General features: G+C 56.7%; 16 protein-coding genes. All 16 read right to left on the reverse strand.

What is annotated here, in order from left to right:
• Positions 1 to 1017: an FkbM family methyltransferase gene (locus LRC39_RS20715; RefSeq protein WP_164570944.1), complete on the reverse strand. Its 1017-nt coding sequence runs from the start codon at positions 1015 to 1017 to the stop codon at positions 1 to 3.
• On the reverse strand, positions 1004 to 2101 hold the full coding sequence (locus tag LRC39_RS20720; RefSeq protein ID WP_346295499.1) for a DegT/DnrJ/EryC1/StrS family aminotransferase: 1098 nt from the start codon (positions 2099 to 2101) through the stop codon (positions 1004 to 1006). The genes LRC39_RS20715 and LRC39_RS20720 overlap by 14 nt, the downstream gene beginning before the upstream one ends.
• A complete protein-coding gene (locus tag LRC39_RS20725) occupies positions 2098 to 2520 on the reverse strand; it encodes a sugar 3,4-ketoisomerase (protein ID WP_346295500.1) in 423 nt (140 codons plus the stop codon). Before LRC39_RS20725 ends, LRC39_RS20720 begins: the two co-directional genes overlap by 4 nt.
• Entirely contained in the window at positions 2507 to 2899 is a 393-nt protein-coding gene (locus LRC39_RS20730; RefSeq protein WP_346295501.1) for a GtrA family protein, read from the reverse strand. Before LRC39_RS20730 ends, LRC39_RS20725 begins: the two co-directional genes overlap by 14 nt.
• On the reverse strand, positions 2886 to 3812 hold the full coding sequence (locus tag LRC39_RS20735) for a glycosyltransferase family 2 protein (protein WP_164570948.1): 927 nt from the start codon (positions 3810 to 3812) through the stop codon (positions 2886 to 2888). Before LRC39_RS20735 ends, LRC39_RS20730 begins: the two co-directional genes overlap by 14 nt.
• Positions 3809 to 4768, reverse strand: coding sequence for a GNAT family N-acetyltransferase (locus LRC39_RS20740; protein ID WP_346295502.1), 960 nt, complete (start codon positions 4766 to 4768; stop codon positions 3809 to 3811). The genes LRC39_RS20735 and LRC39_RS20740 overlap by 4 nt, the downstream gene beginning before the upstream one ends.
• On the reverse strand, positions 4765 to 5691 hold the full coding sequence (locus LRC39_RS20745; RefSeq protein WP_346295503.1) for a glucosyl hydrolase: 927 nt from the start codon (positions 5689 to 5691) through the stop codon (positions 4765 to 4767). Before LRC39_RS20745 ends, LRC39_RS20740 begins: the two co-directional genes overlap by 4 nt.
• Before the next feature lie 5 nt (positions 5692 to 5696).
• Positions 5697 to 6374, reverse strand: coding sequence for an acetyltransferase (locus LRC39_RS20750; RefSeq protein ID WP_346295504.1), 678 nt, complete (start codon positions 6372 to 6374; stop codon positions 5697 to 5699).
• A 9-nt stretch (positions 6375 to 6383) separates the two neighbouring features.
• On the reverse strand, positions 6384 to 7133 hold the full coding sequence (locus LRC39_RS20755; RefSeq protein WP_346295505.1) for a class I SAM-dependent methyltransferase: 750 nt from the start codon (positions 7131 to 7133) through the stop codon (positions 6384 to 6386).
• 299 nt (positions 7134 to 7432) lie between these two features.
• Entirely contained in the window at positions 7433 to 9004 is a 1572-nt protein-coding gene (locus LRC39_RS20760; protein ID WP_346295506.1) for a hypothetical protein, read from the reverse strand.
• A gap of 40 nt (positions 9005 to 9044) precedes the next feature.
• Positions 9045 to 10949 (reverse strand): asparagine synthase (glutamine-hydrolyzing), encoded by a 1905-nt coding sequence (gene asnB, locus LRC39_RS20765; RefSeq protein WP_346295507.1) that lies wholly within the window; start codon positions 10947 to 10949, stop codon positions 9045 to 9047.
• 28 nt (positions 10950 to 10977) lie between these two features.
• Positions 10978 to 11877 carry a glycosyltransferase family 2 protein gene (locus LRC39_RS20770; protein WP_346295508.1) on the reverse strand — a complete coding sequence of 300 codons (900 nt, stop codon included), beginning with the start codon at positions 11875 to 11877 and terminating at the stop codon, positions 10978 to 10980.
• Entirely contained in the window at positions 11877 to 13007 is a 1131-nt protein-coding gene (locus tag LRC39_RS20775; RefSeq protein WP_346295509.1) for an FkbM family methyltransferase, read from the reverse strand. Before LRC39_RS20775 ends, LRC39_RS20770 begins: the two co-directional genes overlap by 1 nt.
• A complete protein-coding gene (locus LRC39_RS20780) occupies positions 13004 to 14326 on the reverse strand; it encodes an ABC transporter ATP-binding protein (protein ID WP_346295510.1) in 1323 nt (440 codons plus the stop codon). The genes LRC39_RS20775 and LRC39_RS20780 overlap by 4 nt, the downstream gene beginning before the upstream one ends.
• The gene (locus LRC39_RS20785) at positions 14326 to 15153 is read right to left on the reverse strand and encodes an ABC transporter permease (RefSeq protein ID WP_346295511.1); all 828 of its coding nucleotides are present in this window, start codon (positions 15151 to 15153) and stop codon (positions 14326 to 14328) included. The genes LRC39_RS20780 and LRC39_RS20785 overlap by 1 nt, the downstream gene beginning before the upstream one ends.
• Positions 15154 to 15160: 7 nt before the next feature.
• Positions 15161 to 16051, reverse strand: a complete 891-nt coding sequence (locus tag LRC39_RS20790) for an NAD-dependent epimerase/dehydratase family protein (protein WP_346295512.1) — start codon at positions 16049 to 16051, stop codon at positions 15161 to 15163.
• Positions 16052 to 16209 lie beyond the last annotated feature (158 nt).

The following is a 16209-nucleotide window of genomic DNA, read 5'->3' on the forward strand; positions in this document are numbered from 1 at the left end:
TCATCGCGCCGAGGCCCGATGGATCGCATCGCGCAGACGATCCGGCAGCAGGCCAAGCAGATCGGCCAGCATCGCCATCTTGCCGCTTCTCGGGGCGGCGACCGGTTCGTCGGCGGGATACGCCCTGGTGAGATCCCACCCATCTGCGGTCTCGAGGCCGGCCAGTTCGCGAGCGGAAATCAACCCCTTCCGCGCGAAGAATTCAGCCAACTCGAAACCGAAGTCGTAGCATCGTTGAAGCGCACACAGAACAAGCACCTTTTTGGCCTTGATCTGATCAACCCCCAACTCGTCGAATTTACCTTGGCGATCGAGGGCCACGTAGTCCTTCAGCCAAACCGCTTCGGCCCACAGAATCTGCTCCCGGCCGGTGGGCTTGTTCTTGAGCTGATTGTTCCGCGAAATGCGATGATCAGGATTGATATCAAACATCAGAAAGCCGTTGGCTTGCATAAATCGATCAAGCTCGGCGAAGGTCGTTTCGCCTTCATAGTTGGCGGTGAAGCCCGTCTCGGTCTCGACGTAGAACGCACTATCAAGATAGCGTCCGGCTTTGCTCAGAATCGGCAACTCCAGCCCTTGAACGTCGATTTTAATGACATCCGGGGAATAGCTCTTCAATTCTTCAATCTGATCGATGGCCCGCACGGAGATCGGGCACTCTTCCTTGACATCGAATAGATCATGGAACGCGAAGCGGTCCAGCCACTGCTTATTCGGCTTCAGAAGCGAGTAGCAATAGATGCTCCGCGTCTTGTAGAGAGTCTCGACGCCATCCTTGCCGTGGACCGCGTACGGCAAAAACACCGAACTCCGGTATTGAGACGGCAGATTGTTCTGCCGCCGACACTCTTCTTCGTTCGGATCAAATCCGACGAGGTCGATCAGATCCTTGATCGGCGTCCATTTGGCATCGAGTGAACCACTACTGCCGATATCGACCAGCGTGATCCCTGAATTTTGGATGTCGTGAAGAAAACCGGAGATCATTGGCTGCCCGCTCTCAGCTCGATGCATTCTTGAGGGCCTGAACGACAGCCTGCACCTGGGCATCTTCCAGGTGCGGCCCCATCGGCAGGCTGAAGACTTCATTGGACATGGCTTCAGCCACCGGGCAACTGTTTTCCGACCCGAGGGCTTCATAGGCCGTCTGCCGGGCGGGGGGAACCGGATAATGCAGCAGGGTACCGATTCCTCGCGCGTCGAGGTTTTGCCGCAACGCCTCGCGGTTACTGCTGCGAACGACATACAGATGCCATACTGGGTCCGCCCAGATCGGAACCCGGGGCAGCGTCACCCCCAATTCAGCCAGTCCTTGCTGGTAGAGACCAGCGATCTCACGCCGCCTTGCATTGTCGCGATCCAGTTCTGGCAGCTTGGCGCGCAGGAAGGCTGCTTGCAGCTCGTCCAGGCGTGAATTGAAGCCAATCACCTCATTGTAATATTTAACCCGCGACCCGTAGTTTCGCAGCACCCTGATACGATCAGCGAGTTGGGAGTCGTTGGTCGTAACTGCACCGGCGTCTCCAAGTGCCCCCAGATTTTTGCCGGGGTAAAAGCTGAAACCTGCAGCGTGGCCGAGGCCCCCGACCCGGCGCCCCTTGTACCGCGCACCGTGGGCTTGCGCGGCATCTTCCAGCACCTTCAATCCATTCCGGTCGGCGATCTCCATGATCGGGTCCATGTCGGCCGGCTGACCATACAGATGGACCGGAATGATGGCGCGCGTCCTCTGCGTAATCGCCGCTTCGATGCGCGCGGGATCGAGATTGAAGGTCGATGAATCCGGCTCAACCGCGACGGGTACCGCCCCCGTGTAGCTGGCCGCAAGCCAGGTCGCGATGTAGGTATTCGAGGGCACGATGACCTCGTCGCCGGCCGTAATGCCCCACGCCCTCAATACGAGGTGCAATGCCTCCAGACCATTGCCGACTCCCACGCAGTACCCGGTGTCGCAGTAGGCCGCGAACTCACGTTCGAACGCGTCGACCTCCTGCCCCAAGACGAGCCAGCCGGAGTCGAGGACACGATCAAGCGCGGCATGGAATTCGCTGCGAGATCGATCGTTGATCGATTTCAGATCGAGGAAGGGGACCTTCACTCCTGTCGCCCCACCAGATCCAGAAACGCTTTGTAGTCCCGCACGTAATCATTCTCCGAATACAATTCGGATGCCAGAACCATGCACACGGCGCCCGAGGAAAAATTGTCGAGCTGCCGCCACATCATCGGACAGATATACAGTCCGTAATAGGACCTGTTCAGATGAAACCGCTTCTTCGAACGACCGTCATCGAGTTCGACATCGAAGCTGCCGGACATCGCAACGACGAATTGATGCAGGTCCCGATGTGCGTGCGAACCACGATCGGAGCCACCCGGGACATCGTACAAGTAGTAAACCCGCCGAATATCGAACGGAATATGACGCTCGCCCTCGATAAAGGTGAGGTTTCCACGGGGGTCACAGATCTTTGGAAGGTCCAGGATGCGGCATTCGTCGACGCTACGCCTCACCATCACTCCGCCCTCCCCTGGTCAAATACCATCTATTCAGCACAAACGTGACCGGCGTCAGGACGACAACATTGACGATCGGCGCAATCCGCTCGTCCAGCGCAAATTGGCCAATCAGAAGTGCCAGCAATGCCAGTCCGGCAACGTATTGAAGACCGTACAACAACGGATACGGCAACATTCTGCGCCAGTCGAGGGCGATCCTGAAAACGAACAAAGAATATACCGCGAAAGCGAAAAGGACTCCCGTTACAAACGACACGGTGAATGCGACCGGATACGACACCCAGTTCAACATCAGCAGATAAACAAGGTAGGTCAGAACTGTATTGGCTCCGCCTGCCACAATGAAGCGGAGGCTTTCGCCTCTAATAGACTTCATCAATGACGACCTCGGGCCGTTTGTTCACCTCATCGAACACGCGCCAAAGATATTCGCCGATCACACCGAGCATGATGATCACCAACCCCTGCAGGAACGTAATCAGGGCGGCGAGCGATGCGAATCCGGCGACAGGAACGTTGCCCAAAATCGCATTGACGACGACGGACACGCCGTACAGAAAACTGACTATCGCCACCACAACGCCGAAACCCGAGATCAGGCGGATCGGCGTCACAGAGAAGCCAAGCATCACGTCGAGAAACGCCTTGAACTTCTTCTTGAACGTCCAGCGCGACTTACCATGCTCGCGCTTGGCGCGGTGATAACGGATCACCTCAGGCTTGAACCCCAGCCAATAGGCCAGGAGCGGCGTATAGAGATTCTTCGAGCTGTTCAAAATGTGCGGCAACATCGCTCGATCCATCAGCGCCATGTCATAGCCGCCATCCGGATAGTTGCTCATTACCAAGCGATGCAGCAGCCAATAGAAGGCGGCCGCGTAGATCTTCGATAGCGCGGGGTCGTCCCTGCTGATCCGCTCGCAGATTGTAAACTTGGAGCCTCCCCGCCACTTCTCCACCATCTGCATGATGAGCTCGGGCGGATCCTGGAGATCGGCGGCGAGAATCATGAAGCAATCGCCGGTGACGAACTGAAAGCCGCATTTCGACGCGTGCACCGCACCGAAATTCCGGGTCAGCTTGACGACCTTCGTCGCGGGCCGCTGCTGCTTGATGCGAAGCAATTCTGCGAGCGACTCGTCTCCAGAGCCGTCATCGACAAAAATCAATTCGAGCCGCATCCCGATCGATGCGAGTTGTTCCTCCACCTTCTGCATCCGGACGAACAGCGGCGGCAACGACCCAGCATTGAAGTAGACCGGAACGACAATCGATAGGGTCTCGCTCATTTGCTTAAATCTAGCTCGTAGAATTCGTGCACCATTCCACCGCCGCCGAACTCGGACTTGAAGCCGTATAGGCCGTCATTCAACACGGTACCGCCCTTTTCGGTGCTGATCCCGAAGTCGAACCAGCGTCTTCCCTGCTGCGTAGCCACTGCAATGCAATGCTCAAAAACCGCATCGAGCGCGGATACATCATATCCCACTTCGCTGGCCGCAATATACTGGGCGTGAAACGCCGTGGGAGTTACGAACAACACGGTTCCCGCGACCACCTGTTGGTTAAGCGCCGCGCAAATGCATCGGATCTCGCCGGGAAAGCGGTCGGCCAGCAATTCGATCTCAGCCAGCGAATGGACCGGCTCGACCCCGTGCTTGCGTGCAAGATTGTCGGCCAGAACCTGCCAGAGGCGCTCGAGGTTCTGTCGCCCCTCAATGATCGAAACGCCGGCTTTAGCGGCCTTCTTGAGACTTCGGCGACGGCGCTGGCTGGCGGGCAGCCGGGTATGGAGGTCGATGGTGCTGCTCAGATCGCAGCGAACCCTCTGCGCGCCGAGGCGAAACAACGCATACAGGTCGTCTTGCGCCGGAACGCGCTGGTAGAAGGCAGGAACCGCTTTGTACAGCAGCTTGATGCGGGATCGGGAAGCGTAGTGCGCGGCAATCATCTCGAAGGCCGTGAGCAACCGTGCGCCCTGGAGCCTTCCTTGATGCAGGACTCCGCCATACGTCACGCCCGGATGCGAAACGATCACGGTCTGGTCTTGGGGACTTTCCGCAGCGGGGAACAAGCCGACCCCGACCCCGTCCTCCTCGATGATCAGGGACTGATCGACGAAGCGGTCGCCGTGATACGACAAGAATCGACGCGTGTGCAGGAGGGTCGATTGGAGACAGCCGGCGCAGAATGCGTCCCAAGCGTCCGCATCTTCCGCCCGGAATGCGCGAACCGCAATGGTCACTCTGCCTCCAATACCGCCACCGCAAATCCGTCGCGGCCAAAATCATTGCCGTTGTAAAATACGTAGAGATCATCCCCGACGGCGATCGGCGCTGCGTACATGATGGCCTGTGAGTCGAAGCTTCCCGGCGTCACATCCAGATTGAGTTTGCGATCCATTCGCACCCAACTGAAGCCATCCTCCGACTCGGCATAACCAAGACGGTATGCCGCATAAGAACGGCGGCGGACCGAGTAGAACATTCGGTAGCCGCCCGCTGGCTTCTCAATCACACACGGGCGCCCGAAGCCATGCTCGTCCGGGTCAGCAACGGCAATCAAGACCTCACCCTGATCCGGCCAATCGATGCCGTCTGCAGATTCCATGTAGCGGAGGTCATACACCGGCATCGCCTTTCCGTCGATCTCGGTCCACTCGCTACCCGCGATGTACCAGAGCCGGAACTCGTGCCCCCTTCGAACACAATACGGGCCACAACGGAAATAGAGCTCCGAGGACGTCCGCTCTAAGACCGGGGTTGGACGATACCGCTGAAATGTATCGCCATTGTCTTCACTAATCGCAAGACCGGTCAGCAACCGGTAGCGGATTCTGGTGCCGAGCTCGAAGCCGACGTAATACATAAAAACTTGGCCGTCGTCGCCCGGCACCACAGAGCACAACAACACGCCGTTTTCATCGAACGTGCCCGGCAGCCCCAAATCGAGAAGCGGCCGCTGCGACACTTTCAGAACCTGCGTCGGATCGTCGGCCGCAACGTCGACAAAGCCGGGGCGACCCAAGCCGCCTTCGTCACAGAAGGTCACGTAAACACGGATGACATCATGGTTCAGTCGCACCGGCGTCGGGATCATCGCATGAGATTTCGCCCACGGCAGCGACCCATCCGGCCCGTAAACAAGCCCGAGCTTTCGCCAGCGCATTTTCCTCATTCCCGGACCTTGAAGAACCTAGGGGCAGAGATCTTTGCCGGCTCCGGCTGCTCGGCGCGGAACAACGCCCCGGCATCCGTATCCTTCATGATCGGCACGTTCGGCCCAACCCAGTTGTCTTTGCCGATTGTGATGTTGTTCGCCACCGACGCATTGACGCCGAGGAAGCTGTTTTCCCCGATTTCGCAGAAGCCGGATATGACGACGTGCGACGAGACGAAGCAGTTGTTGCCGATCGTCGAGTGATGACCAATGTGGTTGCCGCTCCACAGCACGACGTTGTCGCCGATCTTCACGAACGGCTGCACCGTGTTGTCCTCGAACACGAAACAATGCTCTCCGAGCTGAACGTTTCGCCAGACGAAGGCGCGCGGACTGATGTAGGACGCAAGCCGATAGCCCTTGGCTTTGGCGGCATTTGCCAGCCGCGCGCGCAGGCGATTGAGCTGCGTGTAAACGGTCGCGACATAGACCTCGTGCGCCGATGGATCGAACACCGTTTCCAGATCTTCGAAAGCGACCACTGGCAGCCCGTGAAGATCCGGCTTCTTCAGGTAGTCGCGCTCGACCGAGAAACCGACCACTTCATATTCGGTGTCGACCTCGAAATACTCGCGAGCGATCTCGGCGAACGCGCTGTCGCCTACGATGACCAACTTCTTCGTCTTATCCATTGCCATCCCTCACGGACGCACGATCAGAATATCCTCGCGCCGGTTTGCCATCGGCAGCTCGGCTGACTGCGGCAACACATACGCATCGAACCCCTGCGCTCGCGCGCGCTGAAGCAAGGAGAACACCACCGAATCATCGATCTGGTCGTGTTCGATCCGATTGAACGCCACTTCGGGACGTTCGCTGGTGTTCATGAATGCCTGGTGGAAGCGCACGCCATTTTCACTGGCGAAGAACCGCTTCCGCTTCGAGATATTCGGGATATCGCCGATCAGCATCTGGCCGCCTGGGGCGAGCAGAGACAGGGCGGTATCGAGGAAACGGAAAAACGCCGTATCGATCAAAACGTAGTGCAGAACGCTGTAGCACAGGATGACGTCGACGCGCGACCTGAGCGACTCGTTCACTTCGGCACAGTTGGGAAACAGCCCAGCAGCCTTCGTCACGAACGGTGCGTCAGGCAGAAGCGCCAGCATCTCCTCGCTATCGACCAGATGCAGCACATGTCCGTGGGCACGGCACAGTTCAATCAGCATCAGCGGCAGGTCACTGCAGCCCGGACCGATATCCAGCACGACCTTGCCGGACTGATTCAGCGAAGAAAGTTTCGCGCAGATGTCGGCAAAGATCGCCTCTTCTGCGCCCTTCCGATAGGCGTCCGGAAAACCGATACGCTCATACTTCGACAGCGCCTGATCTCGAGCCAGACGCTTGAAGTCTTCATAGTTGAGATTGGCGAACGGATTGTTGTCGCTCATGACGTCACGATCATCGACAGGCTCACTTTACTCAGGCGACTAACCTAGCAGATCATCCGCAGTCGACATCTTTCCAGCAGCCAAATTGGCAGCAGCAAGCTTGGCGTCAGACGCTCCACACTCTTCCTGAAGACCTCTTGGGCAATCTCTTGCAAATCCGCATCAAGCACGACCTGCAAACTATTCCCAAGAGACACGCTTCAATGAAGATCCCAAGTGCGAATTTCGGGGATTCACGCACGCATCCCGGTGTCAAACCGGATTCTCCAAGCCCCCCCGATGGAGGGCAGGTACGATAATTATAACCCCTGTCGAATGAAGGCCACACCGAAGTCCGTTTCGGTCAAGAAAACAAAGCCCTTCAGCTTGTGCGCAGCAGCATCCGAATAGAAACTGATGCATGGACGATTCTCTTCAAAGCTCTGCTTCATGTAGTCCATATAGCGCCTCAAGCTGTCTTCGCTGGAGCATCGACCGATATACTCCTTTTGCAAGACGACCAGGTCGACCAGCCCCTCATTACTGCCGCGTTCAACAATCAGATTGTCGTAAGTCGCCAACCCCCACTTCATCGATACGCGCACGCCATCGGTGTCCGGCACATAAGCGAACGGATCACGAAAAACAGAGCGAACCTTGGTCGAGCGGGAGCCGAGCAAGCTTTCGACCTTCCGATACAAGGAAATCGATGGGTCGGTCGCCTCACTTTGTAGTCGGGCCTGTGCAGCAGCGAGGGTCACATTAGAATTGTGCCATATCTGCCAAATCGCAATGGGGGAGACCGCAAGGAACAGCCAAAGCTGCCAAGAACGGAGAGACAATTTAGTTGGCACAAAGAACGCACAAGCGACCAATGGAACTAGCGTGGGAATTAGATACCAAAACCAGGCCCAACTCACGTTCAAGACGAAATGCAGCAACATTGGAAGAAATGCGACGAGCAGCAGCGCGCAATCTCGTCCGGAGCTTCGAGCAAGACATACAAGCCCCACCGCAATACAGATTAGGAAACTCCAGTGAAAATAGAACCTTTCGATCACGGTGCGATACCACACCAGGGGCGTCGGCTCTGAGACTACATTGCGCGTTCCGGTGACATAAGTCGCCGAATAACTGAACAAGGCACGGACAAAATCCCGCAGATTGTCACCGAAGATCAGGAAAGGCATCGTGAGGAGAAAGATCACAACGGCGACTAATCCAGCAAACCCCAATCTAAATGCCGAAGCACGCCAAGTGGCTTCTCCAAGAAAAGCGGAACGCCCGCAGTAAAAAGCAAACATTGGGAACAGGAAGATGCCGTACATCTTCGTATTGATAGCCAATCCCCAAACGCTCGCTGCAATCCAGAATTTCCGTCCAAACTTATTTCGATCTCGCACTAACAGAACGAGGCTGCCAACCATCAACAGAAACGCCAAATTGTCTGGGTGCAGGAGGTTGCTGGCAGAAAAGGTCACAGGCAGCGTAATCAATGCTATCCACGCAAACACCACGGACCAAGCGGGGGCCTCCGCGAAGATCGTTCGCAAGAACAGGATCACTGCAGCGAGATAATAGATTGCCGTCAGTTCCCTGAGAACTAACACGTCAAACCGCGCCGGACTCAACCCAACCAGACCATTGATCGGGCGCGTCAGCATCAAAGCCACAGCATTCAGAAAGTGATATAGATAGCCATAAACTTGCTGGATCGGATCCAAAAAATGACGAAGATCCGCTTTAAGCATGGTATCGACGACGTTGTAGACGAGAAACTCATCGATGTTGAACACCGAGAGCATATTCTTATCCGCCGCACCCATCGTGGCAAACGGGACTAGTCCACAGAGGTAGACCAGCGAGCCAAGATATACGATCAGCCACTGCAATGGCACTGCTCGCACAGTCTGGACTAAGGGGCGCATCGAATTACCCGACCGAAGGTGTGACGAGTTTGGTCATCTCGCGACACCAGATCTCCAAGACGAGCGCCTTGAACGAGATCGGCGCGATCGCCCCCCGGGGGAACGGACCGGCGGACAGCTCGGCACCGGCCTGCTCGGTCAGGACACCCGATTGAACCAGATACCCGCCGTCGAGATAGTGGCCATACGCCTTGAAGAGGGCGTTGTGCCACTCCATCAGAGGCGGAGCGAATCCTTGCTTCGGGCGATCGATGATGAACTCCGGCAGAATACCCTGCATTGCGCCGCGCAGCCAAGGCTTCGGAAAGCGCAGATAGTCCGGATCCGACGCGTGGGTCTTGCGGAGACCGATCACCAACTCGACCAGCTTGTAATCGACGAAAGGCAACCGCAACTCGACCGAGTTGGTCATGCTGAGCCTATCGCCCTGCGCGATGCCGTTCTCGAGCAGATAGGTGTCACTGATCAACCGCGTGATCAGAATGTCCGACTGCTTCCACGGCTTGTCGAAAGTGAAGAAGTCGTAGGCCGATGCACTGCCGAGCTGCTCGATAAAGCGACCTGTAAAGTTTGATCGGAGGTCCGTCAGAGCCATCCGAAAATCCGGTGCAAGCTCGTGGAAGATCGGGCGGTGGCCCGCGGCCTTCGGGACCGACGCAGGCGCCGGCCGATGCGCGCCAGAAAGCCGGCGGAGCGATGTTTTCACGAACCGCTTGAGATTGAACGGCTCCCGACGCTGGCTGCCGGGATTCTGCATGTTGTCGGTGGCAAGGGCCGCGTCCTTGACCCACTCATAGCCCCAAAAGATCTCGTCACCGCCCTGGCCTTGCAGAAGCACCGGAATTCCTTGGGCGCGCGCGGCCTTATTGACGGAGTAATAGCCGAAACCGGAAATGTCGGCGATGGGATCGTCACGTTCGAAGTTCATCTGCTCGAAGTGAGCGACCAGCTCTGGCGTGGTCAGTTCGATCTCGTGGAACGGCATTCCGAGCAAGTCGGCGAGCGCTTTCGCGTTGTTGCGCTCGTCGTTCGGCGGACGCCCCGGATAGCCGACGCTGAACGCATGCATCGTCCCCGGATACTTTCGGGCCGCAAGGGCCGCAATTGCGCTGGAATCCAAACCGCCGCTCAGCGCGACTCCGACCGGAACATCGGCGCGGATCAAAAGCTCGCTGATCTTTTCCAGCTCGGCGCGAACCAACTCAGATGGATCGCCTTCGACCGGCGGCGCATCCTCCATGTCCCAGTATTTGTGCTGCTCGACTTTCCAGGAGGCGAGATCGACCTTCAGATAATGCGCACGGGGGAGCTTCCGCACCGCCCTGAGCGGCGTGCGCGGCTCCGGCACGTACTGATAGTGGAAATAGTCGTTCACCGAACCGGGATCGAGCTCGAACGGAACCCGCCCGGAACTCAGCAGCGACTTCATTTCGGACGCAAAAAGAAGCGAATCCTGGGTCTCGTGTAGATAGAGGGGCTTCTCGCCCATCCGGTCCCGGGCGATGAAGACAGTGCCACGCTTGATGTCGACCAGCGCGAAGGCAAACATGCCGCGCAAGTGCCGAAGGCAGTTTTCCTGCTCCTCCTCGTAGAGATGAAGAATGACCTCGCAGTCGCTGTGTGTGGAAAAGCGATGGCCGCGAGCAATCAGCTCCTGGGTCAGTTCGACAAAATTGTAGATCTCACCGTTCGCCACCAAGGCGAGCGACTTATCCTCGTTGTAGAGCGGCTGCCAACCACCGGTCAGATCGATGATGCTGAGTCGGCGCATTCCGATCGCCGCGCGATCGCCAAGATACGTCCCCTGTCCGTCCGGGCCGCGGTGCACCATCGCGCCAAGCATCCTGTCAAGGAGATCGGCATCATCCCCCACACCGGTCTTCGAGAGTATTCCGGCTATCCCGCACATCGTTCAATACCCGCAGACAGGTGTGACACTACGAGCCCGACCGCTTCTTCAGCAGCGAGGCCTTCAGCTCAGGCAACAGGCGTTGCCGGATGCCATTCAGATAAACTCCGCCCCAGATACGCGACAAATTCGGAAGTTTGTAGCGCCAATCGGAATGCAGAATGATGAAGTTGCTCCAATGGATCGGATTCATCGCTGCGCGGATGGAAAACACCTTCTTGATGTACTGCCGGAACGTCTCGCCTCCCAATTCGCGATGGCCAGTCGTCTCGAAGTCGATGCCGATGCGAAAATCCGGATGAATCATCAGGGTCTTGCCCTTCTTCTGGGCACGCATCGTGAACTCCAGATCCGACAGATAGTGCGGGATCAGGCGGGGATGAAATCCCTTGACGTCGAGGAAGTCGGAGACCCGGACCATCAGCCCGCGCGTCGAAGCACAGTTGATGCGGGCATTCTCATGGGTCTCCGAGAATCCCAGCGTGCTCCAATCCATGATGTAGCCGCCGGAATCCTGTGGCTTGCCGGTCTTGAGGTTGTAGCCCGTAGCAGTCAGCAGCGCCCCGGGATGCTGACGCAGGATGCGCAGCCCGACCGAGATGAAATCCGCGGAGAACTCGGTGTCGTCATTCATAATGAGAACGACGTCATCGCCAGGGATTCGATTCCGGCGCAGCCAGAGATACCCCTGATGAAGAGAGCCGGCCCACCACCAGTTTCCCTCGCCACGCAGAACGATGACGTCTTCGACGAGGTCCCCCACGGCCTCGGCAGTTCCGTCCGTCGAGCCGTCGTCGATCAGAACCAGGCGAGCGTTGTCGTAATCTTGTTTCTTGAAGAATTCGACGAACGACAGCGTGATGGTGCGTCGGTTATGCACCGGCAGCAACACATAGACGGTCGGATGATCGTCGCCAGCCGAGGCCATTACGACGACCGAACGTCTTTGTAGAAGGATGTGTTGTATGTCTTCGCGAACAACTCGTAACCCTCATCGATAATGAACTGATGGACCGGGTACTCACTGGCGCGCTTGAGATCGAAATCGAGGATCTCGACGACCAGCACCTTAGGCCGATACCGCGACCAGTTGTTCGATTGCAGTACGGGCAGTTCATACCCCTCGACATCGATCGACATGAAATCGATCGGCCGATCGACGTTGCATTCATGCAGAAGGCTGTCGAGCCTCCGAGTTTCTATCGACTGGATCTCCACAAGGTCGCAGCCCGCATTCCTATACTCACTGGCGAGCTCGGCACTGAAAGTGTTGAGTGCGGGTTCGCTGAACATGTAAAAGTCCTGCTTCCCGTCTGTTTCTGCGACCGCCACAGCGAGATTGATATCTTCTGGCCGAAGACGATCGAACAACTCCTTGGCCCCCGGCGTGGGCTCGACATTGATGCCCCTCCAACCTGACTTGTAAAAAGAGTAGGTGTTGGAGAACCGTTTGGGATGGTGCGCGCCAATATCTACGAAAAACCCATCTTCACGAGGACCAAAAAACCGATTCAGAATGAGCGACTCGCCCTCTTGGGCGTAGCTGAGTTGGACGCCCTCGCCAAGATCCTCGATGTCACCCAGGCGATGCAGAAGAACTACGTTTTCGAGGTGTCGCAGCACGTCTCCCCGAAGCCGGCCGATGAGAGGGGATCCCTGCCCATACAAGAGCTGAGCACAGTGGGTTTCATCGTCCCGCAGTTCCTCCCCCGCCACCTCCGAGGCAATGTCGGTGGTTGCCACGTCCGCGTGGACGACCTCGGGAGCTATGGTACTCGACGGCACCTTGACGTCACCTGTCGCAACACTTGCCTGTTTTGGTTGCCCCTCAAGAGCTTGAGCGCTCTCGTTCGGAAGGGCTTGCTTGGCATCGGCCTCGGTATCGGAAGCGACCGGACTCGGCTCAATCACCCGCGGCGGCGCCACTTCGGAGCCAGGCTTCGGAACGACCACCCTGTTGCCAGACAAGCGCAACAATCCCGGCACGTCCTCGACAGTCACAGAGGTCGAGAATGTGCGATTGAACAGATGCAGAACAAGAGTTTTGAACAACGTCACAGCATTTTTTCCTGGTCCGCGCCATGCAGTTCGAAACGCTCCTGCTCAATGATCGCGTAGCCGCACTGCGTCCCCTTCAGGTCGAGCCTTTTGACGTTGAATTCGCAGATGTCATCGATCTTATGCGCCATATCGAGACCTGTCTGAATTCCGATCGAAAAAATGTAGTCGCCGTTTGCCAGCCCCGGCAGCTTGAGGCGGAAGACAGCGCGTACCGACTGCCCTTCGGTAAGCGAGGCCACTTCGAATCCACAGATTTCATTGTTCGTATGTAGAGCCGGCAGACCTTGTCGATTATAGACGACAAAGCCGATCTGCGGCGCAACCATGTCGGCTTTGACGCGGATGTCCATCAACAGAACGACGTCTTCATTGCCGCGGAGCGATCGTGCCGACCGCCCCCCGTCGGCCAGAACGAGCGCCATTCTGGATATCTCCGCCCGTCCGTCTCCGACGCTGGCGACCCCTTTTAGATCAATCCAGTCAACCTCTCCGAAATCGTCCGCAGCCACGGCCGGCGAGGCCGCGGGTGCGGACAATTGCGGACTCTCGACCTCCGCAACACCTTCATATTGCTCCGGTAACTTGTCATACAGCATGTAGTTCTGGAAGCTCGTCGTGACGTGCTTTGCGTCACCACTCATGAATATTGAGCCGTCTTTGATCCACATGGCCGTATCGCAAAACGCACTAACGCTTTGCATATCGTGCGATACGAAAATCACCGTTTTGCCGCGCTCTTTGAACTCCCGCATTTTGCGGAGACATTTCTGAGAAAAGCGCATATCGCCGACCGAAAGTACTTCATCCGCAATGAGAATATCGGGATCGATATTGATCCCGACCGCGAACGACAGACGCGAGTACATACCGCTCGAGTACGTCTTCACTGGGTGGTAGATGAACTCTCCGATATCGGCAAACGCAATGATTTCTTCCAGTTTGGCATCGATCTCGCGATCATTATAACCCAGCAACTTGCTCGCAAACCGAGCGTTGTCCACACCAGTGAGTTCCGGATCAAAGCCGACGCCAAGTTGCAGCAGGGACACCTTTCCCGTGATATGAACCGTGCCTTGCGTCGGCGACAGCTCCCTGGAGAGGATCTTCAGCAGCGTCGACTTTCCCGCGCCATTTCGCCCCACAATTCCGAGGAAATCGCCCTTCCTCACCTCGAAGCTAACGTCTCGAAGTGCTGGATAGTTGGTATGGTACTGCTTTCTCGCAAAAGAGAATGCCTCTTTAAGCCTATCGCTGGGACGGTCGTAAATCCGGAAAAATTTGCTGACGTTTTGAACTTTGATGACGGCTTGTGACATCAGACCACATCTCCAAAGTGCGGCCGCAACGTCTTGTAAGTCACCACACCGATCAGCAGAACGATCAAAGTAAACGACCAAAAGTAGGCAAAGCCGATCGGGTCATTCCAGAACGGCTGAGCATACAGAAAGCTCTTTCGGTAACCTTCCATCACGTAGCTCAGCGGGTTGAGCTGAAGCAAAACCCGAAAGTTGGCAGGAAAGGTGTTTAGCGACCAGAATATTGGTGAGGTCCAGAAACCGATCTGGATGATGATCCCGATGATGTTGGTAACATCCTTGATAAAGAGGCTGAGTGAAGCAGCAATCCAGGCGACCCCCAACAGCAGGATCGCCGTAGCCAGCAGATAGTATCCAGCCTGGAACCAGTACAGCGTAAACGGTATGCCGCTTAGCAGAAGGATAGCGACCAGGATCACTAAGAATATCCCGTGAATGTAGAGACCGGTCAGAATATTGACGACCGGCAGCAGTGACATGTTGAACTCAGGGCGCTTTAACAGAAAAGCGTGACTCCTGAAGGTGCTCGCTGATGACGTCAAAGTAAGCGAAATGAAATTCCAGAGCGCCATCGCGGTCATAAGCCACGGCACGTAAGGGTAACCCTCGGGAGGCTGAAATTTGATCGCCTTGGTAAAAAAGAACCAGAGCAAAAAAACGTAGATGAGCGGCTCGACGATGACCCAAGTCATCCCGAAGAGCGAGCCGAAATACGCGCTTTTGAAATTTCTAACGGAAAGACTGAAGATCAAGTCGCGTTTGCTGGCCAGATCAGCAAGGAAAGCTCGCGTTATCTGCACCAGCCGGAGGACCTTTTGGATCGCCATTTCGTCGTCATCCTCCGAACACGTCGCGAAGCCCCGCGGCGAGGCCGTTTTTGGGCCTCCATCCCGGCAATGTCTCACCGAGCCACGGATTGAATACTTCGTTTAGTCTGTAGGGTTTGCCGCCCCACTTGATCGAAAATGACAAATCGCACACACGTTCAATCAACCCAACGAGGTCACGCAAACTCATTCTTTCGCCCGAACTGACGGCGTAGGTCTGAAGCCCTGCCCCTACCGATTCAAGTAGCAGATCGGCGGCTCTGAGATAGGCCGATGTGACGTCATCGACATGAACCAGGTCGACAATCTGCTCGCCCGGTGTCATCTCGATCGGTCGACCGTCACGCGCAACCTCTTTCAGCAAATTGATAAGCTTCTTGCGTGGATCGTCCGGCCCGTAGGTATCGAACAACACGAGAGAGATTACATTGATCGAACCTACGTCGACGTAATAGCGGAGCATGTCGCGCGCCGCCTGTTTGGTCGCCGCGTAAAGGCAAACCGGCTGATATTCTTCGGTCCCTGAACGATGCTGCCAGAAAGTCTCAGTGGTCACGAGCCTCGTCACGCCACTCCGCACCATCGCTTCGGCCAACTGAGTCGACAGCAGGACATTGCTGGCAATCATTTGCTCGATATCGAGCGCCTGATGATCGGCAGAAGCTTGAGCCGCCAGATGAAAAACGACGTCGGGCCGCGACGCCGCGAGGATGTCTAGCATCTGCTGCGTTGCCCCACTGTACCACTGAACGGAAATCCTCGTTTCAACGTCCGACAGCAAGGCCAAGGAGGACTGCGGACGCAATACGACGTGGACATCCCAGTCGTCTGCCAGGAGCCTTGCGACGAGCCGCGATCCGATGAACCCTGAGGCGCCGGTGACGAGTGCACGTTTCATTTAGAAGTGACACAATAGTTGGTAGAGCTTCGCAGCCCGCGAAGATGCCATCTACAGCAGCAGGACGCTGAACACAACGAGACGATCGAGTGCTTCTGCGCACGGAACGGTTTGCCGGGCTGTAAATTTCATTCCGCAATCGGGATCCGGCGAAGGCG

It is taken from the genome of Rhodopseudomonas sp. P1, from assembly GCF_039642825.1.
Classification (GTDB): Bacteria; Pseudomonadota; Alphaproteobacteria; order Rhizobiales; family Xanthobacteraceae; genus Rhodopseudomonas; species Rhodopseudomonas palustris_H.